At 39.6% G+C, this 24214-nt stretch carries 22 protein-coding genes and 2 tRNA genes; 14 read left to right on the forward strand and 10 right to left on the reverse strand.

The annotated features are described in order from the left end of the window. Positions 1-14: 14 nt before the first annotated feature. On the reverse strand, positions 15-860 hold the full coding sequence (folD, locus tag E0709_RS06740; RefSeq protein WP_132302077.1) for a bifunctional methylenetetrahydrofolate dehydrogenase/methenyltetrahydrofolate cyclohydrolase FolD: 846 nt from the start codon (positions 858-860) through the stop codon (positions 15-17). A gap of 164 nt (positions 861-1024) precedes the next feature. On the opposite strand from folD, the gene E0709_RS06745 reads away from it, so the two are divergent. The 5 genes from E0709_RS06745 (at position 1025) to E0709_RS06765 (ending at position 2568) form a co-directional block, all read left to right on the forward strand. Further along, positions 1025-1101: transfer RNA gene (locus tag E0709_RS06745), tRNA-Pro, on the forward strand. A gap of 25 nt (positions 1102-1126) precedes the next feature. Next, a tRNA-Arg gene (locus E0709_RS06750) sits at positions 1127-1203 on the forward strand. 82 nt (positions 1204-1285) lie between these two features. Further along, positions 1286-1690: an SMU1112c/YaeR family gloxylase I-like metalloprotein gene (gloA2, locus tag E0709_RS06755; protein ID WP_132302079.1), complete on the forward strand. Its 405-nt coding sequence runs from the start codon at positions 1286-1288 to the stop codon at positions 1688-1690. Positions 1691-1720: 30 nt separating this feature from the next. After that, positions 1721-2287: a DUF8095 domain-containing protein gene (locus E0709_RS06760; protein ID WP_132302081.1), complete on the forward strand. Its 567-nt coding sequence runs from the start codon at positions 1721-1723 to the stop codon at positions 2285-2287. Further along, positions 2284-2568, forward strand: coding sequence for a YajG family lipoprotein (locus E0709_RS06765; RefSeq protein WP_132302083.1), 285 nt, complete (start codon positions 2284-2286; stop codon positions 2566-2568). The genes E0709_RS06760 and E0709_RS06765 overlap by 4 nt, the downstream gene beginning before the upstream one ends. A gap of 111 nt (positions 2569-2679) precedes the next feature. Here E0709_RS06765 and E0709_RS06770 read toward each other — a convergent pair whose 3' ends face one another. From E0709_RS06770 to E0709_RS06785, 4 genes are all read right to left on the reverse strand, one after another. After that, positions 2680-4089 carry an efflux transporter outer membrane subunit gene (locus tag E0709_RS06770; RefSeq protein ID WP_132302085.1) on the reverse strand — a complete coding sequence of 470 codons (1410 nt, stop codon included), beginning with the start codon at positions 4087-4089 and terminating at the stop codon, positions 2680-2682. 89 nt (positions 4090-4178) lie between these two features. Next, the gene (locus tag E0709_RS06775) at positions 4179-5306 is read right to left on the reverse strand and encodes an ABC transporter permease (RefSeq protein WP_132302087.1); all 1128 of its coding nucleotides are present in this window, start codon (positions 5304-5306) and stop codon (positions 4179-4181) included. Further along, positions 5307-8060: a ribosome-associated ATPase/putative transporter RbbA gene (gene rbbA / locus E0709_RS06780; RefSeq protein WP_132302209.1), complete on the reverse strand. Its 2754-nt coding sequence runs from the start codon at positions 8058-8060 to the stop codon at positions 5307-5309. A 15-nt stretch (positions 8061-8075) separates the two neighbouring features. Further along, positions 8076-8960, reverse strand: a complete 885-nt coding sequence (locus E0709_RS06785) for an HlyD family secretion protein (protein WP_132302089.1) — start codon at positions 8958-8960, stop codon at positions 8076-8078. Between the two features lie 205 nt (positions 8961-9165). On the opposite strand from E0709_RS06785, the gene E0709_RS06790 reads away from it, so the two are divergent. After that, a complete protein-coding gene (locus E0709_RS06790; RefSeq protein ID WP_132302091.1) occupies positions 9166-9750 on the forward strand; it encodes a TetR/AcrR family transcriptional regulator in 585 nt (194 codons plus the stop codon). 94 nt (positions 9751-9844) lie between these two features. On the opposite strand, the gene rhlB is transcribed toward E0709_RS06790, so the two are convergent. Further along, positions 9845-11095, reverse strand: a complete 1251-nt coding sequence (gene rhlB, locus E0709_RS06795) for an ATP-dependent RNA helicase RhlB (RefSeq protein ID WP_132302093.1) — start codon at positions 11093-11095, stop codon at positions 9845-9847. Between the two features lie 218 nt (positions 11096-11313). Between rhlB and rho the strand changes: the two genes are divergently transcribed. Beyond that, complete coding sequence (gene rho / locus E0709_RS06800; RefSeq protein ID WP_132302095.1) at positions 11314-12576, forward strand: transcription termination factor Rho; 1263 nt, start codon at positions 11314-11316, stop codon at positions 12574-12576. Positions 12577-12686: 110 nt separating this feature from the next. Here rho and E0709_RS06805 read toward each other — a convergent pair whose 3' ends face one another. After that, complete coding sequence (locus E0709_RS06805) at positions 12687-13499, reverse strand: outer membrane protein assembly factor BamD (protein WP_132302097.1); 813 nt, start codon at positions 13497-13499, stop codon at positions 12687-12689. A gap of 100 nt (positions 13500-13599) precedes the next feature. Between E0709_RS06805 and rluD the strand changes: the two genes are divergently transcribed. The 5 genes from rluD to E0709_RS06830 all read left to right on the forward strand — a co-directional run bounded on the left by rluD (position 13600) and on the right by E0709_RS06830 (position 18029). Beyond that, positions 13600-14586: a 23S rRNA pseudouridine(1911/1915/1917) synthase RluD gene (rluD, locus tag E0709_RS06810; RefSeq protein ID WP_132302099.1), complete on the forward strand. Its 987-nt coding sequence runs from the start codon at positions 13600-13602 to the stop codon at positions 14584-14586. A gap of 37 nt (positions 14587-14623) precedes the next feature. After that, on the forward strand, positions 14624-15358 hold the full coding sequence (gene pgeF / locus E0709_RS06815) for a peptidoglycan editing factor PgeF (RefSeq protein ID WP_194965410.1): 735 nt from the start codon (positions 14624-14626) through the stop codon (positions 15356-15358). A gap of 106 nt (positions 15359-15464) precedes the next feature. Further along, the gene (gene djlA / locus E0709_RS06820) at positions 15465-16352 is read left to right on the forward strand and encodes a co-chaperone DjlA (RefSeq protein WP_132302103.1); all 888 of its coding nucleotides are present in this window, start codon (positions 15465-15467) and stop codon (positions 16350-16352) included. Positions 16353-16361: 9 nt separating this feature from the next. Further along, positions 16362-17318 (forward strand): tRNA dihydrouridine(16) synthase DusC, encoded by a 957-nt coding sequence (gene dusC / locus E0709_RS06825; RefSeq protein ID WP_132302105.1) that lies wholly within the window; start codon positions 16362-16364, stop codon positions 17316-17318. A 126-nt stretch (positions 17319-17444) separates the two neighbouring features. Further along, positions 17445-18029, forward strand: a complete 585-nt coding sequence (locus tag E0709_RS06830; RefSeq protein WP_132302107.1) for a hypothetical protein — start codon at positions 17445-17447, stop codon at positions 18027-18029. A 63-nt stretch (positions 18030-18092) separates the two neighbouring features. Here E0709_RS06830 and E0709_RS06835 read toward each other — a convergent pair whose 3' ends face one another. Both E0709_RS06835 and E0709_RS06840 read right to left on the reverse strand, forming a co-directional pair. Next, positions 18093-18884 carry a TatD family hydrolase gene (locus E0709_RS06835; RefSeq protein ID WP_132302109.1) on the reverse strand — a complete coding sequence of 264 codons (792 nt, stop codon included), beginning with the start codon at positions 18882-18884 and terminating at the stop codon, positions 18093-18095. A 121-nt stretch (positions 18885-19005) separates the two neighbouring features. Continuing rightward, positions 19006-19518, reverse strand: coding sequence for a peptidylprolyl isomerase (locus E0709_RS06840; RefSeq protein ID WP_132302111.1), 513 nt, complete (start codon positions 19516-19518; stop codon positions 19006-19008). 103 nt (positions 19519-19621) lie between these two features. Between E0709_RS06840 and cysS the strand changes: the two genes are divergently transcribed. Next, positions 19622-21001 (forward strand): cysteine--tRNA ligase, encoded by a 1380-nt coding sequence (gene cysS / locus E0709_RS06845; RefSeq protein ID WP_132302113.1) that lies wholly within the window; start codon positions 19622-19624, stop codon positions 20999-21001. A gap of 136 nt (positions 21002-21137) precedes the next feature. Beyond that, a complete protein-coding gene (locus tag E0709_RS06850) occupies positions 21138-22688 on the forward strand; it encodes a subtype B tannase (RefSeq protein WP_132302115.1) in 1551 nt (516 codons plus the stop codon). Positions 22689-22872: 184 nt separating this feature from the next. Here the strand turns inward: E0709_RS06850 and E0709_RS06855 are convergent, their stop codons facing one another. After that, a complete protein-coding gene (locus E0709_RS06855) occupies positions 22873-24150 on the reverse strand; it encodes an O-acetylhomoserine aminocarboxypropyltransferase/cysteine synthase family protein (RefSeq protein WP_165867226.1) in 1278 nt (425 codons plus the stop codon). Positions 24151-24214 lie beyond the last annotated feature (64 nt).

Genomic DNA, 24214 nt, shown 5'->3' on the forward strand with positions numbered 1-24214 from the left:
ACCATTAAAGTACTTTAATGGGTTTCATAAGCGGCTAAGGTATTAAACATCAACATGGCGACCGTCATCGGACCCACGCCACCGGGAACAGGAGTCAAAAATCCCGCTTTTTGCACCGCACTTTGTGCCACATCGCCTTTTAATTTACCATCTGCATCACGATTAATGCCAACGTCAATCACAATTGCACCTTGCTTAATCCACTCTGCTGGAATAAATTCAGGTTTCCCCACTGCAACCACCAAAATATCGGCTTGACCAACATGACTTGCAAGATCCTTGGTAAAACGGTGCGTCACTGTGACGGTACAACCTGCCAACAATAACTCCAACGCCATTGGTCGTCCCACAATGTTTGAAGCCCCCACAATCACCGCATGTTGACCGTATAAATCTACTCCCGTAGTTTCTAGCAATTTCATGACACCATAAGGCGTACAGGCTCGCAAAGTAGGAATACGCTGACATAAACGTCCAACGTTATAAGGATGAAAACCGTCCACATCCTTGCTTGGTGAAATATGCTCAATCACCTTACTGCTATCAATCTGTTTGGGTAATGGTAACTGTACTAAAATGCCATCTATAGTTGGATCTTGATTAAGTTCATCAATCAACTTTAATAATTCTGTTTCACTGGTTGTTTCAGGCAAGTCATAGGATCTTGATTGGATGCCTATTTCAGCACAACTTTTTCGCTTACTTCCCACGTAAACTTGTGAAGCGGGATTGGCTCCGACCAAAATCACCGCTAAACCGGGGGAACGTTTTCCTTGCGCTACGTAGTCTGCAATCTTTTGTGCCACATCAGATTTAATTTTTTTTGCAAGTTCAGTACCAGAAATGAGTTTTGCTGTCATAACTTTACCTTTATTAAAATTAAGTAAACGGTTGCTATTTTGTCAGAAAAACATAAAAAAGGCGAATAAAATTGTATTTTGGAATAAATTTAAGCAATTAAACCGAAAAAGTAAAAAAATGATTGACGGAAATCTACAGCCACTTATAATACTTACCACTTCATCGGCGAGTAGCGCAGCTTGGTAGCGCAACTGGTTTGGGACCAGTGGGTCGTAGGTTCAAATCCTATCTCGCCGACCATTTCCTTTACATATCCATTTGATACGCGCCCTTAGCTCAGCTGGATAGAGCAACGCCCTTCTAAGGCGTGGGTCAAAGGTTCGAATCCTTTAGGGCGTGCCATTTACTAAAAATGTCAGACAGAAATTTCTTTATTCAACAAGAAAACATGTATATTATATAATCTTTACTATAAAGGATTTATATGTCAGTAATACTAGGTTTTCATCATATTGCCATAATTGCTTCTGATTATGCAAAATCAAAGCATTTTTACGTTAATATTCTTGGTGCTAAAATATTAGCAGAAACCTATCGTTCAGCACGAGAAAGCTATAAATTAGATTTAGCTTTTCCAGACGGTAGTCAAATAGAACTATTTTCTTTTCCTAACCCACCCGCTCGCCCTTCTACACCGGAGTCCTGTGGCTTACGCCATCTCGCTTTTAAAGTTCAAAATGTAGAAAATGCAGTGACTTATTTAACACAATTTAACGTGGAGTGTGAACCCATACGCGTTGACGAACTGACACAAAAACGTTTTACTTTTTTTCGAGATCCTGATAACTTGCCCCTAGAATTTTATGAAATAAACAAACATTTATGTTGATTCTAAACAACAGAAAGGAAATTATTACTCATGAAGTACGCCATTGTTATATTATTGAGCTTAACAAGTCTAAATATTTTTGCAGAGTCAGTTTCTATCCATTTTTCTGAAAATAATACCGCTATGATAAAAACAACCCCGGTACCTGAACAAATTTATGTGAGTAACGGTAATTTACAAAAATTCGATTTGCAAGATCTAAAAGACGTTAATGAACTAGCCCAAAGTATTGAACTTGAAGTATTTACGATTAACGAAAACAGAAAAATACATACTGTTTTTGAACATGGTGGCGGAATCTGTTATGGTTATTTGGATGATGGTGTAGAAATTACGGATTCGGCAACTTACTATATCAAAGATAGATCAAAAGAAGAATACTATGCTAATATCTCAGGTGGCATCATAAACTATGAAGGGCGCCCTAAAAAACTGCAATATGCATTTGTATTTCATATTACCGATCCTAAATTATCAAAACAGTTACAAGAACAAGATGCTCATGCTGGAAGAAAAATCGCCCTACAAAACATCCGAGAACGTTCCAGTATATTATCTAATATGATTTGTCACGTAAAAAAAGGATATGAAAAATGAAAAAAATCGTCTTTATGTTAGCCTGTATTCTATTAACCGCCTGTGCTTCTCACCCAGAAGTCGGTCAACCACAAGCACCATTAGATATGGCATCAGTCAATGCTTATAACACGAAAGTTTATCATGGTGATACGGTTCCGGCGAGCCAAAAAGTTAAACAGGCTCCCGTTAATATGCCATTAAATGCCAGTGATTCGCAACCCAAAACCACGACAAAAACCACAACACCAGTCGTTTTAATGCCATCTATTGGCTACCATTATGGACGCTATCGTTGGTAAATAACGGTAAATAAAAAGTGTTGCAAAAATAATAAATTTTTGCAACACTCTCATCACTATGCCTTATATTATTCAGCGCAAGTTTAATCTGGTCGTGGCATACAATGGAGATTATCTCCAACCTCCTCCTAACGCCTTATACAATTCAACCCAATTTTGAGCTTGAGCCAGTTGCGATTGTACAACTGCTTCTTGGTTATTTAACGCCGTTACTCTGGCACGAATGGCAACATCTAAGGTCTTATTGCCGTGTTGGAATAAGGTCTGTGCATCTTGCGCCTGTTTGTTAGCAAGGTTTACTGATTTTTGATTTAATGCCGTTTGATTTTTCAACGCTGCACTCATTTGATAAGCGTTGTCCACTTCTTTTAGTGCTGTTAATAAGGTTTGGTCATATTGGATCACCGCTGATTTTAAACGTGCGTCTGCGGCATCAATATTGGCTTCTAAACGTCCATTGGTGAAAATCGGCAGTTGTACACCTGCACTGACCATACCTAATATACCCGATACTTTGGACAGATCGTTATCAAGCTTGACGTAACCACCGTCGCCCATAAAGCTGATGTTAAATCTCGGGTAGAGATCGGCTTTGGCACTTGCCAGTTTAGCAGCGTAGGCATCTACATTATGTTGGGCAGTGCGTAAGTCAGGACGGTTACTGATCACATCGCTTGGCATTACACCATTCGGTACGGCAGGAATACGGGCAAGTGGATTGCCTGACTTGACAATACGGAAACCTTGTGGCGTTTCGCCCGTTAACACCGCAATATTACGTTGTGCTTGGTCGGCTTGTGCTTTGAGTGTTGTCAGACGTGCTTGTTGAGCCGTAATTTGAGTGGAAATTTCCGTGACTTCATAAGCCGTTGCACCGCCCGTGTTAAAGCGTCCTTTCACATAGTTTTCCAGTGATTGTAATTCTTTGATCGCTTGGTTGATTAAGTTTGCTTGGCGATCCAACGCGTAGATTTGAAAGTAGTTATTCGCAATTTCGCTTGCCACGAGCATCTGTGCCGCATAAAACTGTTCTTGTTGAGCCAGCGTCAGGCTACGAGCAGCATCAGCATCTGATTTTTTCTTACCGAAGAAGTCCAGTTCCCATGATGCGGACACCCCACCATAGATATTGCCAGAAGCTGACGTATCCGCTGATGAATTACCTATTTTCATACGATTTACACCACCTCCAGTGGAGGCATTACCGCTGACGTTTATGCCTTTGTCAGCTTCCGCGTAGTCATAGTTGGCTCTGGCTTCGTTTAAGCGGGCTTGCGCAAGGGCAATATCAAGATTCTGGCTTAAACCTTTTTCGATTAAACGGGAGAGTTCAGGGTCATTCCAGTTTTGCCACCATTGTTTAATTTCCATTTGACTTTGACCGGCTTTCACCTGATCAAATTGTACAGGCGTGTTTACCGAGCTTGCCTGTTCAGCATCAACAGTTGCATTGCAAGCAGTGAGAATTGCCACAAAACCTGCAATCATTGAGAGTTTGAAAGTGCGGTGTAAAATTTGCATTTTTATATATTCCTTTCAGTATAGGTACGTAATAAACGCACCGTGATAATATTTATTTTTAAGATAGTGCGTTTACACGCAGTCCATGATTAACCTTGTTTCGATAACATTGATTTAAATTGTGCCAATGCCACCCCTAAGAATACAGCGCCTAAAGCTGCCATTTTAAGCAAATGTGGCCATACAATATCAATCCCTGAACCGCGGAATAGCACATCTTGACCATAAGCCACTAAAATGGTGAGTGGTGAAAATTGAGTGAGCTGTTGAGCCAGTTCAGGCATATTTTCCACTGGAGATTGGGCCCCCGAAAGCATATTCATAATTAAATAAATCGGAAGACAAAGCAAACCAAATTGTGGCATTGTCGGAGCAAATACAGCCAGCATAATACCTAAAGATGCAATGGAAAATAAAAATACCAGCACGCCCACACCAAATAGTGCAATTTGTCCAGTTGGAATGGGTGCCCCTAAAGCACCGACGGTAATAAAACGTATGGATAGCATTGAAATCACTAATAACACTAAACCGTTAGCAAACACTTTTGCCATGGCGATTTCACTTGAACCGATTGGCATCACCAGCAAGTGTTCTAACGTACCGCGTTCTTTTTCACGGATAATCGCCGATCCCACTAACATTAACGCTAATAAGGCAAGATTAGTCATATTTTGAGTTGTCGCCATAAACCATTTTGAACTATGGTTTGGGTTATATAGCACGTTATTGACCACTTTAATGGGCGCAGCTATATTTCCGATATTACCCATAAATTCATTCACTTCTTGAGTAAAAATCTGGCTAATATAGCCTGAACCGATACCTGCTTGGGTAACGGCGGTAGCATCCACTAATACTTGTACCTGCGGATTATCACCTTTGAGCATATCCCTTTCATAATTCGGTGGAAACTCTGCCACGAAAGTGTAATTACCAAGATCCATTTCTCGGTCAATCTCTTTCGGGCTAACTTCCTGTACCTTTTTGAAATAAGGCATAATTAAAGCATCTCGCATGCGATGCGAAAGGGTTGATTGGTCGTAATCAATAATCGCCACCGAACCATTTTTCACATCAGTCATCCCCATATTGGATATCAAGAAAATTGCCACCGAGAACATATAAATGGTAAGAATGATCATCACAATATCACTGAACAGGCTTTTGAGTTCTTTAAACATGAGATAACCCACATTTTTTAACCAACGTAACATTTATTTCTCCTGTTTTTTCAAACTTAATGTGGCAATGGTGATATAGGCTACATAAATCACACTTAAGGCAATATAGCTGTTGGTGAAATCGGCAAAGCCCAAACCTTTAGTGAAGCCACCCAGACTGATTTGCTGGAACCACGAACCGGCGAAAATCTTCGATACAATCAAGGTGTTACCGTCTAAACGTGAAGTTGGGAACATCATACCTGAGAAGTTCATAGTCGGCACGATTGCAATAATCGCTGCGGAAAAGATGGCGGCGACTTGAGATTTTGTGATACTGGAGACCACCAGACCAAAGCCTGTAGAGGTAATAACGCCTAAGAAACAACCCAAGAACATTGCCCACATCGAACCTTTAATCGGTACATTAAAGATAAATATCGCCGTGGCAACCATCAGTAAGTAACTGGCGAAAGCAATCACCACATAAGGAATTTGCTTACCAAATAAGAATTGGAACTTGGTTGCTGGCGAACCATATAAGTTCATAATCGTCCCCATTTCTTTTTCACGCACCACGCTTAATGCCGTCATCATTGGCGGAATCATCATCATGGCAAGCATAATAATACCCGGAGTCATGGCAAAAATACTCTTAAAGTCTTGGTTATACATCATACGTATTTCTGCTACGGAATGACTGTTTATGGTTGCACCGTCTTCAATCATCAATTCACGATTAAATTGATTCACCACTCCCGCCGCCGAACTTACCAAGTTCTCTGCCGTTGATGGATAAGCGCCGTCTATAATTAGGCTCACTTCGGGAGATTGCCCTCTCAGCAATTTCTCACCAAAACCGTCCGGAATTTCAATCACTAACTTAGCAATCTGTCTTTGAATGGTAGGATTAATTTCGTGTGTTTCATGAATATCTTTATTTTGCCGAATAAAATAACTTGAACCCTCAAAGGTTTCAATCAACTTACGAGAAAGTTGAGTATTATCTCTATCCAACACGGTGAATTGAGTCGGGTTAATATCAAAAGAAATACTACTTGCCATGGATAACAAGATCACTACCGGACCAAATAAAGCAAAGAACATACGGATATGATCCCGGCTTAATTCTTTCATTTCACGGCTGGCGAAAGTCCAAATAATATTAAACCAATTTAACAACGGATTCGCTTGCGTATTGGCAGATTTTGCCTTATTTTGCACCGCAGTTTGCATTTCATTTTCACTACTTGGTGCAGTAATATCATCTGCTTGTTCTTCCAAATAACGAATAAAGGCTTCTTCAAGGGTATCGCAACCTTTTTCTGTGCGCAAGTCTTCAGGCGTACCCACGGCTAATACCTGACCAGCATGCATTAACGAGATACGATCGCAGCGAGCTGCTTCGTTCATAAAGTGGGTAGTAACGAAAATGGTAATACGATCATCACGGGACAATTTGATTAAATATTCCCAAAACATATCACGTGCCGCAGGGTCAACACCCGATGTCGGTTCGTCCAAAATTAATACTTCAGGCTTATGCAAACAGGCGGCTGCCAACTGCAAACGCTGACGAATACCAAGCGGTAATTCGCTTGGGCGTACATCGGCAAGATGGTATAAATCGAACTGTTTCATCGCATTATCAGTATATTCACGCCACTGCGCTTTCGGAATTTGGAACAGCTTCGCATGTAAATCTAAGTTTTCACGTACCGTCATCTCTTCATACATGGAAAAAGATTGGGTCATATAACCCACTTTCTTACGTGTGTTAATATCGTTCGCATCAATGGACTGACCAAGCAAAGTCGCTGTACCTGAAGTCGGTTCAAGCAATCCTGTTAACATTTTCATGGTGGTAGATTTACCACAACCATTCGAACCTAAGAAACCGAAGATTTCACCTTTTGGAATAGTAAAACTGACATCATTTACCGAAGTAAAATCACCAAATTTCTTCGTTAGATTATGTGCTTCAATAGCAGGTTCTTCATTTTCATAAATTTTGAGTTCTGGAATATGAAGTCCATCTACCGCACCCCGTTTTTCTTCTGGAAGTGTCTTTATATAGGCTTCTTCGAGGTTCTTACTCTGAGTATCTGCAATCAATTGCTTAGTCGGACAATCGGCAATAATCTTGCCATCATCCATTGCTAACACATACTCAAAGTTCTCTGCTTCATCAATATAAGCGGTTGCCACAATTACCGTCATCCCCGGATTTTCTTGACGCAGATTGTTCACCAACTGCCAAAATTGACGGCGGGAAAGAGGATCCACCCCTGTGGTAGGTTCATCCAAAATCAATAAATCAGGATCATGCACCAAAGCACAACAAAGACTGAGTTTTTGTTTCATTCCGCCCGACAATTTACCCGCCGGACGATCCGCAAACGGTGAAAGACCTGTTGCTTTTAGTAAACGTGCAATTCTCGCTTTACGTTCTTTAGCAGTTAAACCGAACATTTTAGCGTGGAATTCTACGTTGTCATAAATAGAAAGAGTAAGATAAAGGTTTTTACCTAACCCCTGTGGCATAAAAGCGATTTTATGCGTGAGTTCTTCGCGGCTTTTTTTATCCGCAATATTCTTGTCAAATACCAACACCTCGCCTTTTTGCAGAATTTTCGCTCCTGCAATTACCGACAGCATGGTGGATTTCCCTACACCATCAGGACCAATCAGCCCCACGGTTCTACCCCGCGGAATTTCAAGGTTTACACCGTTTACCGCCAGAGTAGGCGATTTGATTTTGCCATATTGGTGATACAGGTCGCTTACTTTAACTGCGAGTTCCGTCATCATTATTCACCTTTGTTATTCAGGTAATTTAACTGACAAGCTATCCGTCCAGTTAGATTGCGCATCATATTTCACATATCCCATAGCTGTCATACCGCCTTTAAGTAGGCTTGCATATTTAGCCGCCACATCCACCGGAACCTGTAATTTTACTTTAAAGACTAATTTAGCACGTTCTTCTTCCGTCTCTACCGATTTCGGTGTGAATTGTGCATCTGCCGCGACATAAGTAATCGTCGCAGGGAATACATAATCTGTACCATCAACTTTAATCCGGGCTTCATCACCGATTCTGACAAGGTTTGACTGATAAGAAGGCAGAAACACATTCATATAGACATCTGAAAGATCTAAAATGCTGACTACTTTACCACCAACGCCTAACACATTACCCGGCTCTGCGATTTTGTATTCAACCCGCCCGTTGATCGGTGATTTAATCATCATATCCACATTTTGCGATGCCACTTCACGCTCTTGCGCTTTCGCTTGTTCAACAGCCGCTAATGCTGCATTCAGTTTCGCTTGTTTATTATCTACTTCAGTTTGAGCCACTAAATTGCCACGACGAAGTTTTAAAGCATTGTCTAAATCAATCTGAGCCAATACGACTTGTTGTTCTTGATAAGCAATTTGCGCCTGCGCTGCATCTACCTTGCTTTGCGACGTTGTAGATGACAGACGAGCAAGTTCCTGATCCTTAACGACATCATCGCCTTCTTTAACAAATACTTCTTCTACCCGTCCGGCATAAAGTGTTGCCACATCAAAGCGTTCTAATTCCAAACGTCCATTTACTGAAGCAATGCCATCGAGGCTGGCGCTTTTACCTTGCTGAGTATAATAATAAACACCGCCTGCAATAGCAGCAATAATGATAAGTACAAGAAATTTTTTCATTTTGTTTCCTTTTAAAATGTTTAAAAACAGATTATGGCATAATAATTTCAATACAATGAATATGCAACCGATAATAAACAATAAAAAGTTGGTTAATAATACAAAAAAATAAAATAAGTTGATTAAAACAACAAAACAATTAAAATAGTTGATTATTTTATAGGGTATTTTGCGATAAACCGTAAAGCAAGTTTAGGGATATTTTATGATTGAAAAAAAAGAAGATCGACGCATCACAAGAACTAGAGAACTTTTACACCGCACTTTTTTGGAATTACTTGCGGAAAAGGAATATGAAGATTTTACCGTACAAGAAATTATTGATAGAGCAAATGTTAATCGTACCACTTTCTACAAACACTATCTAAATAAAGAAGCCCTAGCAGTGCAGATTGCAGAGAAATTCAAGCAAGACGTTGTGTTACCACTCTTGCAACAACGTTTTAACCAACCCTTTGATGATTTTGCCCAATTGATTTCTCCAATTTATCAGAAAAATCAAACCACTATAGCCACTATGCTAAAAATCAATACGCGTCATTTTAATTTAAAACAGGATATTCAAAACCGCTTTAAAGATAAATTTATTGAAGTTGCTTCAAAGCAAAATCAAAGCGATAAAGATATTGATGTCCAGCTCCAAGCAGCTATTTTCTCAAATTTGGGTACGACTATATTAGAATACCTATTAACCACAAATAAACAGTTTGATCCTGTCATTTTAGTGAAAAATATTAAAGCTGGAATGGGCGTGTTTTTAAATGGAGAAAATAATTCACACAACAAATAGAAATAAAAAACTTAATTAGCTTCATATTAGATTTTAGCAATTTTTATCATAAGACTACTTTTGAATTCTCACCCAAGATTTAGTTTTAATATAGCTAACGCTTACCAGACTTATTTTGGGGCTTACTACGATTATTCAGCGGACTATTCCGTTTCACTCGTACTGGTCTTGGTAAATCTTGAATTAACGAACTCGAATCATATTGACTGACTGGAATACTATGCCCGATATATTCTTCAATGGCGGGTAAATTCATGGCATATTGCTCACACGCAAAACTAATGGAAATCCCACTTTCTCCTGCTCGCCCAGTACGTCCAATACGATGCACATAGTCTTCGCAATCATCTGGTAAATCATAGTTAAATACATGGCTGACATCCGCAATATGTAAACCACGGGCTGCCACATCTGTTGCCACTAAAATATCCAGCTCTCCATCAGTAAATTGTTTTAACAAACTTAAACGCTTTTTCTGAGCCACATCACCCGTCAATAATCCTACACGATGACCATCCGCACTCAAATACCCCCAAATATCCTCACATTTGTGTTTGGTATTGGCGAAAATAATGCAACGTTCTGGCCATTCTTCTTCTAATAAGGTTAATAATAATGCCATTTTATCCTGATTAGACGGATAAAATAATTCTTCCTTAATACGATGACCTGTTTTTTGTAATGGCTCAATTTCCACGTATTCTGGATCATTCATATCTTCAAAGGCTAACTCACGCACTTTATAAGATAAGGTCGCAGAAAACAACATGGTTAAGCGTTGCGATGAACTTGGACACTTACGCAACAAATAACGAATATCTTTAATAAAACCCAGATCGAACATACGATCCGCTTCATCTAACACCACCACTTGAATGGCATTTAAGCTAATAATGCCTTGTTTAACATAATCAATCACTCGCCCAGTCGTACCAATTAAAATATCCACGCCCTGTTCAATGGCTTTTAATTGCTTATCATAACCATCGCCACCATAGGCAAGTGCGGTCTTTAATCCTGTCGTTTTTTGCAACAATTCTGCGTCATGGGCAATCTGTACGGCTAATTCACGTGTTGGCGCAAGAATTAACGCTCTAGGTTGATTCGGGTTAGACGTCGTTGGTTTTTCTAATAAATGGTGAAACGTGGCAGTTAAAAATGCCATGGTTTTGCCTGTCCCCGTTTGGGCTTGCCCTGCCACATCTTTACCTTGCAAGGTAATTGGCAAAGATAACGCCTGAATCGGTGTGCAATATTCAAATCCTTTGCTTTGCAGTGCTTGCAATACTTGTGGGTTTAGCGGAAGATCAGCAAAACGTTGCCGAGATAGATGGTTTGTGGTCATAATCAATATCATTTTAGTAAAAATTATGGTTAGCATAGCACGATATGCAAAAATCCCCAAAAAAGCACCGCACTTTCTTGCTATTTTTCTCGTTTTTTCCGACTTTTCTCATTGAATACTAGACAATGCGATAAATTAATGCTACCTTAACAGCACCTAATGGCAACAATGTCAACTCTCAACAATTCATTTACTCAAATCTATAAACTATAAAAATTATGCATTTAACAGAACTTAAAAATACGCCGGTATCAACCTTGGTTGAACTGGGTGAAGGTCAAATGGGCTTAGAAAACCTAGCTCGTTTACGCAAACAAGACATCGTATTCGCTATTCTTAAACAACATGCCAAAAGTGGTGAAGATATTTTTGGCGGTGGTATTTTAGAAATTTTACCAGATGGCTTTGGTTTCTTACGTTCCGCTGATAGCTCTTACTTAGCCGGTCCTGATGATATTTACGTTTCCCCGAGTCAAATCCGTCGCTTTAACTTACAAACAGGGGATAAAGTCGAAGGGAAAATTCGCCCGCCAAAAGAAGGTGAACGTTATTTTGCCTTACTTAAAGTTGACCAAGTGAATGATGACAAGCCTGAAGTTTCCCGTAGTAAAATCCTGTTTGAAAACTTAACTCCATTACATGCCAATTCACGTTTACGGATGGAACGTGGTAACGGTTCAACCGAAGACCTTACCGCACGAATTTTAGATTTAGCTTCCCCCATCGGTAAAGGACAACGTGGTCTGATTGTCGCCCCACCCAAAGCGGGTAAAACGGTACTTCTACAAAATATCGCGCAAAGCATCACCCATAATTACCCAGAATGTGAATTGATCGTATTACTGATTGACGAACGCCCAGAAGAAGTGACCGAAATGCAACGTACCGTACGTGGTGAAGTGATTGCATCAACCTTTGACGAACCGGCAGCACGTCATGTTCAAGTGGCTGAAATGGTGATTGAAAAAGCCAAACGCTCGGTAGAACACAAAAAAGATGTCGTCATTTTATTAGACAGTATCACGCGTTTAGCTCGTGCTTATAATACCGTTACGCCAGCCTCAGGTAAAATCTTATCTGGTGGTGTAGATGCCAATGCTTTACACCGTCCAAAACGTTTCTTTGGTGCCGCTCGTAACGTAGAAGAAGGGGGCAGCTTAACCATTATTGCCACTGCATTAGTGGATACGGGTTCAAAAATGGACGAAGTGATCTTCGAAGAATTTAAAGGAACGGGTAATATGGAACTACATCTTTCGCGTAAAATTGCCGAAAGACGTGTGTTCCCCGCTATTGATTTTAACCGTTCTGGTACACGTAAAGAAGATCTCTTAACTACCCCAGATGAACTGCAAAAAATGTGGATCTTACGTAAAATTCTGAATCCTATGGGTGAAGTCGATGCCATGGAATTCTTGATTGATAAGCTAATGGTCGCCAAAACGAACGAAGAATTTTTTGAGATTATGAAACGTTCTTAAAATATTCGCAACCACCCTGTCAATTTTTTAATTGACAGGGTGGTTAAAAGTGTATGGACTTAACATAATACAAAGGACGCCTAGAGCGTCCTTTGTATTGATCAATTAAATCATTCAGCCTTGCTATCCCAAAACTTTAACCAAGATGGAAAACTTAAAAATGGTTCATCTGGCTTCTTCGCTTGTTGGATTTGCTTGCCTTCGTTGGCTTTCACTAAGGTTGCGGCTTGTTGTTCAAGTTGAGTTAAACCTAACTCATGATAAGCCTGTTGCATTAATGGTAAAGCTTCTAATGTTGATTGCGTATCTGGATAGGTTTTCAACATACCGGTGACGCGGTTTGCTACCGCAACCCATGCTTTACGCTCAGCATAGAATTTGGCAATTTCTAATTCGTGACGAGCTAAATGATCTTTAATATATGCCATACGTGCCAATGCATCTGGCGTATAAGGGCTATTCGGGAAATGTGTTACCAAAGTTTGGAAATTACTAAATGCCGTTTTCATTGAGGTGCTTTCTCGTGTAGCACGATCGATACCAAAGAAATCCTGCATAAAGTTATCACCCATGGACGTATTCGTTAACCCTACCATATATAACACGTAATCTGCATGTTGGCTATTCGGGAATGTATGTAAAAAACTATCCGCCGTGGTGATGGCTTTAGTGTAATCTTGGGTTTTATAAGAAGCGTAAATAATATTTAATTTTGCTTGTTCACTATATATGCTTCCGGGGAAACGTGTATCTAAAGCATCAAAATAGCGTAATGCGTCAGAATAACTGCCATCTTGAATATAAGTTTGAGCGGTACTAAATAGCTCTTGTTCAGAAGCTTGTTCCACTGCTTTATTGCTAGAACAAGCGGAAATGGCAAAAGCAGTTAATGCGATCAATGTGAGCGATTTTAATTTACGCATAGCCTAATAATCCTTTTCTATGTAAAAATGTTATCTTAAGGTACAATATCCGTCATATTCTATCTGACATTACCCAATAATTCACGGAATTTTATTTTTTATGGCACAAAATACCAAACAAATGACGCTATCGGCAGTGGTTCAGCCGCAGCAAATGGGACAACGATTAGACCAAACCTTGGCAGAATTGTTCCCTGATTATTCACGTTCACGCTTAAAAATATGGATTGAAAATAATAACGTGCACGTTAATGGCAAGGTCTTAAACGTGCCAAGAAGCAAAATGTTAGGTGGTGAGCAAATTGACATTAGCGTTGAAGTAGAAGATGAAACGCATTATACACCCGAGAATTTACCGCTCAATATTGTTTATGAAGATGATGATATTTTAGTGATTAACAAACCTAAAGATGTTGTGGTTCACCCTGGAGCAGGCAATCCCAGTGGTACAGTACTTAATGCATTACTCTATCATTATCCACAAATCGCCGAAGTACCAAGGGCTGGTATTGTACACCGTTTAGATAAGGATACCACGGGTTTAATGGTGGTTGCCAAAACGATTCCCGCTCAAACGCAGTTAGTCCGTGATTTGCAAAAACGTAAAATCACGCGTGAATATGAAGCGGTAGCATTTGGCGTGATGACTAAAGGGGGCAAAGTCGATCAGCCGATGGCTCGTCATCCGACTAAACGTACGCTTATGGCAGTACATCCCATGGGTAAACCAGCGATAACCCATTATCGGATTATGGAGCATTTTCGTAACTATACTCGCTTACGCTTACGCTTAGAAACCGGTCGAACCCATCAAATTAGGGTACATATGGCACATATTGCTCACCCATTATTAGGTGACCAAACCTATGGTGGGCGACCACGTCCACCGAAAAATGCGACAGAAGCTTTTAGTGCGGTATTACGTGATTTCCAACGTCAAGCCTTGCATGCGGTAATGTTACGTTTAGAACATCCCATTACTCGGCAAATCATGCAATGGCATGCACCATTACCCGATGATTTTGTGGCATTAATTAATGCACTAAAACAAGATTATCAATTGCATAAAGATGAATTAGATTATTAAGGCAATAACAAATATGAGTGAAAAAAACGCGAAAAAAATCACCGCACTTTCGCCTCCTTGGCAAACGTCAAGTAATGTACGAGCTTTTAGTACCACGCGGCAAGGTGGTTTTAGTGTGGCACCTTATACGAGTTTTAACTTAGGTCATCATGTGGGAGATGATCAAACTGCGGTACAAAATAACCGAATTTTATTAACTGAACAGTTAGGTTTACCACAATTTCCGTTATTTTTAAATCAAGTGCATAGCACAAAAATTATTCGCTTACCTTACCATGGCACAGATATACAAGCAGATGCTGTCTATACCGATCAGAAAAATCAAGTATGCTTAGTGATGACAGCCGATTGTTTACCCGTACTATTCACCAATACACAAGGTAATGAAGTCGCAGCAGTTCATGCTGGTTGGCGTGGATTATGTGACGGTATTTTGGAACAAACGGTCCAATGTTTTAAATCCTCTCCGCAAACTCTCAAAGTATGGTTAGGTCCAGCTATCGGTCCAACTGCCTTTCAAGTAGGGCAAGACGTTGTTGATCAATTTGTTTTACAGGATCCGCGGGCAATCGCTGCCTTTACACCTGATTCGACGACTCAAGGCAAATATTTTGCAAATCTTTACTTGCTAGCCACCCAACGTTTACATAAACTGGGTATTACACAAATTATCGGCGGTGAGCATTGTACCTACCTCGAACAAGACGATTTTTTTTCTTATCGTCGAGATGGTATAACAGGGCGAATGGCAAGTTTGATTTGGTTTGAGTAAAAAATCGTAAAATGTAGTTGAATTTTTGCGAAAAATTACCATCTAATCAAAAAATCACCGCACTTTTTAGGCTTTATTATTCTTCGTTAAAGGATTAAATATCACAATGAATTTTATAGGTAAATTTTTAGGCTTTTTCATCGGTTATAAACTTGCTGGTCTCTTTGGTGGCATTGCTGGCGCAATTATCGGTCACTGGGCGGATAAAAAATTATATGAACTAGGTTCAGTGAGTTCATCATTTTTTGGCAAAAAACTCACTCGACAAGCCTTATTTATGCAAACAACCTTTGCGGTGATGGGACATTTAACCAAATCCAAAGGGCAAGTGACGCAAGAAGATATTCAACTTGCTACCAATTTAATGGGGCAATTACAACTTGATGAAGCCAATCGTAAGCTCGCTCAACAAGCCTTTAATCGTGGTAAAGAAGCCGACTTTCCGTTACGTCAAGTGATCCGTGAATTTCGTCTCGGTTGCGGACAACGTGCCGATCTATTACGGATGTTCCTGAGTGTACAAGTGCAAACAGCATTTGCAGATGATGAATTACACCAAAATGAAAAAGAAGTCTTACGCATTGTCGCTGAAGAATTAGGCTTATCATCTTTACAATTTGAACAAATGATTATGATGGAAATGGCGCGCCGTCAATTTTCTAGCGGTGGTTTCTATCAACAAGCCTATCAGCAATATCAACAGCAACAACGTTATCAAGGTGGTTATCAACAACAAAACAGCGGTTATCAGCGTGGCAATTACGGTTATCAATCCGGTCCAACCGTTGATGATGCTTATAAAGTGTTAGGCGTGTCTGCTACAGATGACCAACAAACTGTTAAACGTGCTTATCGCCGTTTAATGAATGAAAATCACCCAGATAAATTAGTTTCTAAAGGTTTGCCAAAAGAAATGCTTGAAATGGCAAAAGAAAAAGCCCAGCAAATTCAAGCAGCTTATGATTTAATTTGTAAATCAAAAGGCTGGAAATAAGGCTTACACTTGCGAGTTATTTTAGCCCCTATGCAAGGTGTACTGGATCCCTTAGTACGCCAATTGCTCACTGAAGTTAACGACTACGATCTCTGTATTTCCGAATTTGTGCGCGTGGTCGATCAACTTCTCCCCAACAAAGTATTTTATCGTCTGGCACCAGAGTTACATAATAACGGTCTAACCCCATCTGGTACCCCAATTCGAGTACAATTACTCGGGCAACATCCCCAATGGTTAGCAGAAAATGCGTACCGTGCCATTGAATTAGGTTCCCATGGGATTGATTTAAATTGTGGTTGCCCTTCCAAAACCGTCAATGGCAGCCATGGCGGTGCTAGTTTATTAAAAAATCCAACATTAATTTATCAAGCCACACAAGCATTACGCCAAGCGGTACCCGCTCATTTGCCTGTGAGCGTCAAAGTGCGGTTAGGTTGGGACGATATTTCACAAGCCTTTGACATTGCAGATGCGGTACAGCAAGGTGGTGCCACAGAAATCACCATTCACGGTCGAACTAAAGCCGACGGCTATCGAGCAGATCGCATTAACTGGCAAAAAATCGGGGAAATTCGTGAAACACTGAACATTCCTGTGATCGCAAATGGGGAAATCTGGCATTACCAAGACGGACAAAACTGTTTACACATAACTGGTTGCCAAGGACTAATGCTCGGTCGTGGTGCGTTGCATATTCCAAATCTGAGTTTAGTGTTAAAACAGAATCAAGCAAAATTAGCTTGGTCAACAGTTACGCTTATTCTGCAAAAATATGCTCAGATGGAAAATATCCATGATACTGGTTTTTACCACGTTGCTCGGATTAAACAGTGGTTGCAATATTTAAAAAAGGAATATTCTGAAGCCACTGACGTTTTTGAGTTAATCAAAACATGTCAAACTGCAGAAGAATTACGCGAAAAATTGATTAACTCTCAAACAAATTATCATCGGCTCGTTTAAAGAACCATCAAATAATAGCAAAAGACTGAACAAAAGTTTATAATGACAGCCTTATTGTGAACACAATATAACGCCTTAGTTATTGTATAATTAAGGTTATTTCTACTTTTAAAAGGATTATTTTTAATGAACAAAGTTACTAAAATCAGTGCCATATCATTATTTGCTTTATTCTTAACGGCTTGCGATAAACCAGCAGAAAAGGCACCAGCTCCAGCACAAAATACCCAAACTGCTCAACCACAAAATGCTCAACCTAATCAAGTGACATTAAATGTGAATGAACAGAATATTGATGATGTGAAAAAATTCTTAAATTGGGATGCTCAACAGATTGAAATCTTAAATGCCCCACAAGATGAGCTAAGAATAGCGACTGAGAACAAAGATACGGCTAAAATTCAAGCTGCATTACAACAACTTACTGAAAAAGCGAACCAAGTATTAGCCGATGCAGATAAACTGGATATTAAAGATCCAACCGTTAATTTATTGAAAGATAAAGCAAAAGAAAATTTAGTATTATCTATTAATTTTGTGAATGAATCTTTTGGTTATATGGTTCAAGGTAAACAACCAAGTGAAGAAGATAAACAAAAATTAAATGCCACATATCAAAGAGTAGCGGCTTCTTCTCAAGAATTACAACAAATCCGTGAAAAATTGCATCAAATCATTGCGCCCAAACCCGCACAAGAGCAACCGAAATAAGAACAACCTACTACCAAATAGTGGTAAAGTTGAATAGGAAAAGTCAGGAATATCCTGACTTTTTTATTGATGTCCAAATAATTCTATTGAATTTTGCCAAACTGTGTACTGAATAAGGTCGGGACTTTCTTTTCTCAAGGAACATAAATGTTCAAATACTTGCCTGATTCGCTCCGGTCGATTTGGTTGACCTTGCAAGCCATACACTGGCATATCCGGTGAATCGGTTTCTAATACCAAACTATCCAGCGGCAATTTTGCAATAGTTTGACGTGTTTTATTGGCTCGCTGATAAGTAATGGTCCCCCCTACGCCTATTTTATAACCCAAATCCACAAAGCGTTTGGCTTGTACATAACTCCCTGAAAAGCCATGAATCACTCCGCACTTTTTCAGCTGAATCCGTTTTAAAAAAGGATATAGTTGATCGTGGGATTGGCGACTATGCAAATTTACTGGTAAATCATATTGTTTGGCTAATTGCAATTGAGCATCTAAAAAATCACCTTGTTTTTGCCACAACTCATCGGTTAATAATGCTGGAATAGCTCGTTCTAATCCAATTTCAGCTACGGCAGTTAAATTTGCTGTACGGTTGATTAAGTGTTGATTTAATTGTGCTAAATCTTGCTGAGTATGCTGTTGAATATACAACGGATGTAATCCCAATCCATAATAAAGCCGATCGGGATAAAGTGCGGTGATTTTTTCGATAATTGCAAAATTCTGTTGTGATACTGCAACCATTAATATTTTCTGTACCCCCATATTCATCGCATTTTGCACCAACTGATCAATAGACTCGCCAGTATCTTGTTGCAAATAATCTAAATGAGTGTGGGTATCAAAAAACATATTTTATCTATTTTGCCTACCCCGCACTTACGTACGGGGTTATACAAATCATGCCCCTCTGGGGCGATAATCCACATAAAATGCGGAGCATCGTTACCATGCTTAACCTAGTACGTCAGTGCTAGGCGGAAACTGTCACCGACGTAATCACCACATCTTCTTTCGGTACATCTTGGTGAAAACCTGCGTTACCAGTTTTAACCCCTTTGATTTTATCAACCACATCCATGCCATCCACTACTTCGCCAAATACCGCATAGCCCCATTCTTGTACCACTTCTTTACCAAACATTTCTTTTGAACGATAATCCAAAAAAGTATTATCCGCCACGTTAATAAAAAATTGTGCAGTGGCAGAATGCGGATCACTAGTGCGAGCCATGGCTAATGTGCCACGTTTATTGCTTAAACGGTTGTTGGCTTCATTTTTAATCGGTGCATTAGTAGCTTTTTCACGTAAACCGCTTTCCATGCCACCACCTTGAATCATAAATCCGTCAATAACACGGTGGAAAATTGTGTTATCATAGAACCCGGATTGACAGTAATCTTCAAAGTTTTTGGCAGTCAATGGTGCTTTTTCAAAATTTAATTCAATTTTGATGTCGCCAAAATTAGTATGTAATGTAATCATGGTGTTTTCCTTATAAAAATAACTAAGATTTTAGCTTGGCATTATTCCACAAAAGCCGGTTTAATGCTATGTTTAACCTAAAATATCAGCACTGGAATTTAATATGTTAAAAATTTTCAATACCCTAACCAGAGAAAAAGAACCTTTTAAACCGATCAATCCGAATCAAATTGGAATGTATGTTTGTGGCGTAACAGTTTACGATCTCTGTCATTTTGGTCACGGTCGGACTTTTGTCTCTTTTGATGTCATTGTACGTTATTTACGTTATCTCGGTTATAACTTACGTTATGTACGTAATATTACTGACGTGGACGATAAAATAATTAAGCGTGCTTTAGAAAATAACGAAAGCTGCGATCAATTAGTCGATCGTATGATTAAACAAATGCACCAAGATTTTGATGCTTTAAATATTCTGCGTCCAGATGTAGAACCTCGTGCCACGCAACATATCCATGAAATTATTGAGATGGTACAACGTTTGATGGCTCGCAAACATGCTTATGTTGCGGAAGATGGCGATGTGATGTTTGATGTAGAAAGTTATCAAGATTACGGTCGTTTATCTCGCCAAAATTTGGAACAATTACAGGCAGGTGCAAGGGTTGAAATTAAATCCGTGAAACGCAATCCGATGGATTTTGTATTATGGAAAATGTCCAAACCAAACGAACCGAGTTGGGATAGTCCATGGGGTAAAGGCCGCCCCGGCTGGCATATTGAATGTTCTGCAATGAACAGTAAAGAATTAGGTCATCATTTTGATATTCACGGTGGTGGTTCTGATTTAATGTTTCCACATCACGAAAACGAAATTGCACAATCCTGCTGTGCGCATGATGGCGATTATGTTAACTACTGGTTACATACTGGCATGTTAACGATCAATGAAGAAAAAATGTCGAAATCTCTCAATAATTTCTTCACCATTCGAGATATTTTAAGCAAATACGACAGCGAAAGTGTACGTTATTTCTTCTTAACCGCACAATATCGTAGCCTATTAGATTATAGCGAAGAAAATATCAGCTTGGCTCGTAAAGCGTTGGAACGTCTTTATACGGCATTGCGTGGTTGTGATGCTAATATTGAGATTGATGCGGAAGATCAATATGTCGCCACATTCAAACAAGCCATGAATGACGATTTTAATACCCCAGGGGCATTAGCGGTATTATTTGAGATTGCTCGTGAAATCAATAGATTAAAAACCGAAGATAGCACTAAAGCGAATCAACTTGCCGCTCGTTTGAAACAACTCGCAGGCATATTAGGACTATTACAACAAGATGCTGAAGCCTTTTTACAAGGTGATAACGCTGACGATGAAGTGGCAAAAATCGAAGCCTTAATCAAACAACGTAATGATGCTCGTGCCGTAAAAGATTGGACAACCGCAGATGACGCTCGAAATCAATTAACTGCGATGGGAGTTGTACTGGAAGACAGTGCCAGTGGTACAACGTGGCGAAAAGCATAAGAACTTATGTTAGCGAACAATGTCAAAATAGAATCTTAACAATATGGTATAAGGAATAGACCAAAACGGTACTTGTACCATAACACAAAATAACGATAATTGACTTGTTCTATTACATTTTTAGTTGGAGAAAAAAATGAAATTATCAAAAATTAGCACCGCACTTTTAGCTGGCGGTTTAGCCACTCAAGTATTTGCTGCCCCCCCGATGAATAAAAATCCTTTAGCAGAGTTACCTTATGCAAACAAAACCGAAAACGGTTATAGCCTTGAATTTAACGATAAAAATTACAGTACTGCAAGCGCTGAGCTGAACGGAAAAACCATTACTTACCGTGCTTTTGAAAAAATTGTTTATGTCAGCAATCCTGTTGAAGCTGAATATCAAACCTTAAATTTCTATGTGCCAGAAGACTATTATCAAGGCAAAGAAATCAACGGTTATAACGCCAAAACTGCCCCAATCTTTTTACCCAATGCCATCGGTGGTTATATGCCTGCGATGGCTGCTGTGGCTAGTCAAGCAGGACATGATGGAAAAACTAATACCATTTTACAAGCCCTTGAACGTGGTTATGTAGTCGCCAGCGTTGGTGCTCGTGGGCGTACCTTAAAACAAGGCGATACTTATACCGGTAAAGCTCCTGCGGTTATCTTAGATTTAAAAGCAGCGGTACGTTATTTACATGCAAATGATGACAAAATGGTGGGGGATGCCAACAAAATTATTTCTAATGGTACCAGCGCGGGAGGTGCCATGTCAGCATTACTTGGTGCCAGTGGTGACAGTGCAGATTACACAAAATTGTTAGACGAAATGGGAGCGGTCAACGCCAGTGATGCAATTTTCGCAGTTTCCGCTTACTGCCCGATTACTAATCTTGAACATGCAGATGCAGCTTACGAATGGGAATTTAGCGGTTTGCATCATTATAGTCGTATGGATATGAGTCGCTTAAATGCCAAAACCTTTAACGACCGTTCGATGAAGCAAGCCACGATTGAAGGTGAACTTAGTGCAGATGAAATTAAAATTTCCAATGATTTAAAAGACCAATTCCCTGAATATTTAAATAATTTGCAGTTAAAAGATGAAAAAGGCAATGCTTTAACTTTAGATAAAAACGGAAACGGTTCTTTCCGTACTTACGTGGAAAATGCGTTAGTGCTATCGGCTAACCAAACATTAAATGGTTTGAATGCCGATGAGAAAAAAGCCTTTGTAGAAAAATATAAAGGATTAAGCTACGCAAATGGCATCGTAAGTGCGGTAAATTTAACAGAATTTGTCACCAACAAAGCTCGCATGAAATCACCACCCGCTTTTGATGCTTTAGATTTAAGTTCAGGCGAAAATGACGAATTCGGTACCACTACCATTCAAGCTTTACATTTCACCCCGTACAGCCTAAAAAACAGTACCGCAAATGGTGATATAGCAGATGCAGAAAACATTAAATTACTCAATGCGATGAATTATACTGATAATAGCAAAGCTGCTCAACACTGGCGTATTCGTGTAGGATCAGAAGATTATGATACTTCTCACGCTATTTCAGCAATGTTAGCGGTGAAACTTCAAATGTCAGGTAAAAATGTGGATTATGCTTTACCTTGGGGAGTAGGTCATGCTGGTGATTATGATCTAGATGAATTATTTAATTGGGTGGACAAGATTGCTAGATAATTTTATCACACAGCCTGCCGTGGGTGGCTACTATTTAAAAACGCTGTTTTACCCATACGACGTAAGGAAAATAGCGTAAAAGCCATGTAACTCTAGGGTTACACATAGTAACGCTACTCCGTAGTTTCAGAAATGTGCGGTGAAAACCTATCACAATTTTCGCCGCACTTTTACTCCATTGAAATTAAATACTCTCCAACGCCACAGTTAAATCCGCAATCAAATCATTCACATTTTCCAATCCAATGGATAAACGAATTTGATTTGGGGTCACACCACAAGCTAACAATTCACTTTCGGTTAATTGACCGTGCGTGGTGGTCGCAGGATGAACCACTAAGGATTTTGCATCGGCGACATTGGCTAAATTTGAGAAAATTTCTAATTTATCAATCACCTGACGGGCTTCTTTGGCTCCACCTTTGACGTGGAAAGTAAAAATCGACCCTGTACCTTTTGGCAAGTATTTTTGTGCCAAAGTATAATATGCACTGCTTGGTAAACTTGGATAATTGACTTTTTCCACTTTCGGGTGATGGTTCAAGAAATCCACAATTTTTTGCGTATTCTCAATGTGGCGTTCCACGCGTAATGACAGGGTTTCCAAACCTTGTAATAATAAAAACGCATTAAATGGCGAAAGGGCTGCCCCTGTATCACGCAATAACTGCACGCGTACCGCAACAATAAAAGCAGCCGCCCCAATATCTCGAGTATAGCTAATATTATGATAACTCGGATCTTCATCCACAAATTGTGGGAATTTGCCTGATGCTACCCAATCAAATTTGCCCGAATCCACGATCACGCCACCAATGGTGGTACCATGTCCACCAATAAATTTAGTAGCCGAATGAATGACAATGTCCACACCGTGTGAGAACACATTAATTAAATAAGGGGTAGCAAACGTATTATCACACAGCAAGGGAATACGATGACGATGTGCAATATCCGCTACTTTTTCAAGGTCTGGAATATTAATTAACGGATTGCCTAGGGTTTCAATTAAGACCAATTTGGTATTTTCTTGAATCGCATTTTCCACTTCTGTGAGATCTTCTACATTGACAAAAGTCGTGGTGATGCCATAACGTGGCAAAGTTTCTTTTAATAAATTAAAGGTTCCGCCATAAATGGTACTTGCTGCTACCACATGATCACCAGCATGGGCTAAAGCTAAAATCGCATAAGTAATCGCTGCCATGCCTGATGCCGTTGCCAACGCCCCAACACCTTTCTCCAGTGCTGCAATACGGTTCTCAAACACTGCCACGGTCGGATTAGTAATTCTGGTATAAATATTACCGAGCTTACGCAAAGCAAATAAATCTTCCGCTTCTTGCGCATCATCAAATACGTAAGATGTGGTTTGATAAATCGGCACAGCTCGAGATTTACTGCTACTATCCACTTCTTGTCCTGCGTGTAATTGTAGGGTTTCAAAATGAAATTCTGACATAATTTTTTCCTTTTTGTGATGATTTATAATGAAATTACAACAGTTTTCATTCCAGTGCAATACA

The organism is Lonepinella koalarum (genome assembly GCF_004565475.1).
Lineage (GTDB): Bacteria > Pseudomonadota > Gammaproteobacteria > Enterobacterales > Pasteurellaceae > Lonepinella > Lonepinella koalarum.

Excerpts from the sequence above, each read along its gene's own strand:
- folD (WP_132302077.1), bottom strand. The coding sequence starts at position 860 with ATGACAGCAAAACTCATTTCTGGTACTGAACTTGCAAAAAAAATTAAA.
- rho (WP_132302095.1), top strand. The coding sequence starts at position 11,314 with ATGCATTTAACAGAACTTAAAAATACGCCGGTATCAACCTTGGTTGAA.
- E0709_RS06850 (WP_132302115.1), top strand. The coding sequence starts at position 21,138 with ATGAAATTATCAAAAATTAGCACCGCACTTTTAGCTGGCGGTTTAGCC.
- cysS (WP_132302113.1), top strand. The coding sequence starts at position 19,622 with ATGTTAAAAATTTTCAATACCCTAACCAGAGAAAAAGAACCTTTTAAA.
- rbbA (WP_132302209.1), bottom strand. The coding sequence starts at position 8,060 with ATGACGGAACTCGCAGTTAAAGTAAGCGACCTGTATCACCAATATGGC.
- E0709_RS06760 (WP_132302081.1), top strand. The coding sequence starts at position 1,721 with ATGAAGTACGCCATTGTTATATTATTGAGCTTAACAAGTCTAAATATT.
- E0709_RS06855 (WP_165867226.1), bottom strand. The coding sequence starts at position 24,150 with ATGTCAGAATTTCATTTTGAAACCCTACAATTACACGCAGGACAAGAA.
- gloA2 (WP_132302079.1), top strand. The coding sequence starts at position 1,286 with ATGTCAGTAATACTAGGTTTTCATCATATTGCCATAATTGCTTCTGAT.
- E0709_RS06785 (WP_132302089.1), bottom strand. The coding sequence starts at position 8,960 with ATGAAAAAATTTCTTGTACTTATCATTATTGCTGCTATTGCAGGCGGT.
- E0709_RS06835 (WP_132302109.1), bottom strand. The coding sequence starts at position 18,884 with ATGTTTTTTGATACCCACACTCATTTAGATTATTTGCAACAAGATACT.
- E0709_RS06805 (WP_132302097.1), bottom strand. The coding sequence starts at position 13,499 with ATGCGTAAATTAAAATCGCTCACATTGATCGCATTAACTGCTTTTGCC.
- E0709_RS06770 (WP_132302085.1), bottom strand. The coding sequence starts at position 4,089 with ATGCAAATTTTACACCGCACTTTCAAACTCTCAATGATTGCAGGTTTT.
- E0709_RS06790 (WP_132302091.1), top strand. The coding sequence starts at position 9,166 with ATGATTGAAAAAAAAGAAGATCGACGCATCACAAGAACTAGAGAACTT.
- E0709_RS06830 (WP_132302107.1), top strand. The coding sequence starts at position 17,445 with ATGAACAAAGTTACTAAAATCAGTGCCATATCATTATTTGCTTTATTC.
- E0709_RS06765 (WP_132302083.1), top strand. The coding sequence starts at position 2,284 with ATGAAAAAAATCGTCTTTATGTTAGCCTGTATTCTATTAACCGCCTGT.
- rluD (WP_132302099.1), top strand. The coding sequence starts at position 13,600 with ATGGCACAAAATACCAAACAAATGACGCTATCGGCAGTGGTTCAGCCG.
- E0709_RS06775 (WP_132302087.1), bottom strand. The coding sequence starts at position 5,306 with ATGTTACGTTGGTTAAAAAATGTGGGTTATCTCATGTTTAAAGAACTC.
- djlA (WP_132302103.1), top strand. The coding sequence starts at position 15,465 with ATGAATTTTATAGGTAAATTTTTAGGCTTTTTCATCGGTTATAAACTT.
- E0709_RS06840 (WP_132302111.1), bottom strand. The coding sequence starts at position 19,518 with ATGATTACATTACATACTAATTTTGGCGACATCAAAATTGAATTAAAT.
- rhlB (WP_132302093.1), bottom strand. The coding sequence starts at position 11,095 with ATGACCACAAACCATCTATCTCGGCAACGTTTTGCTGATCTTCCGCTA.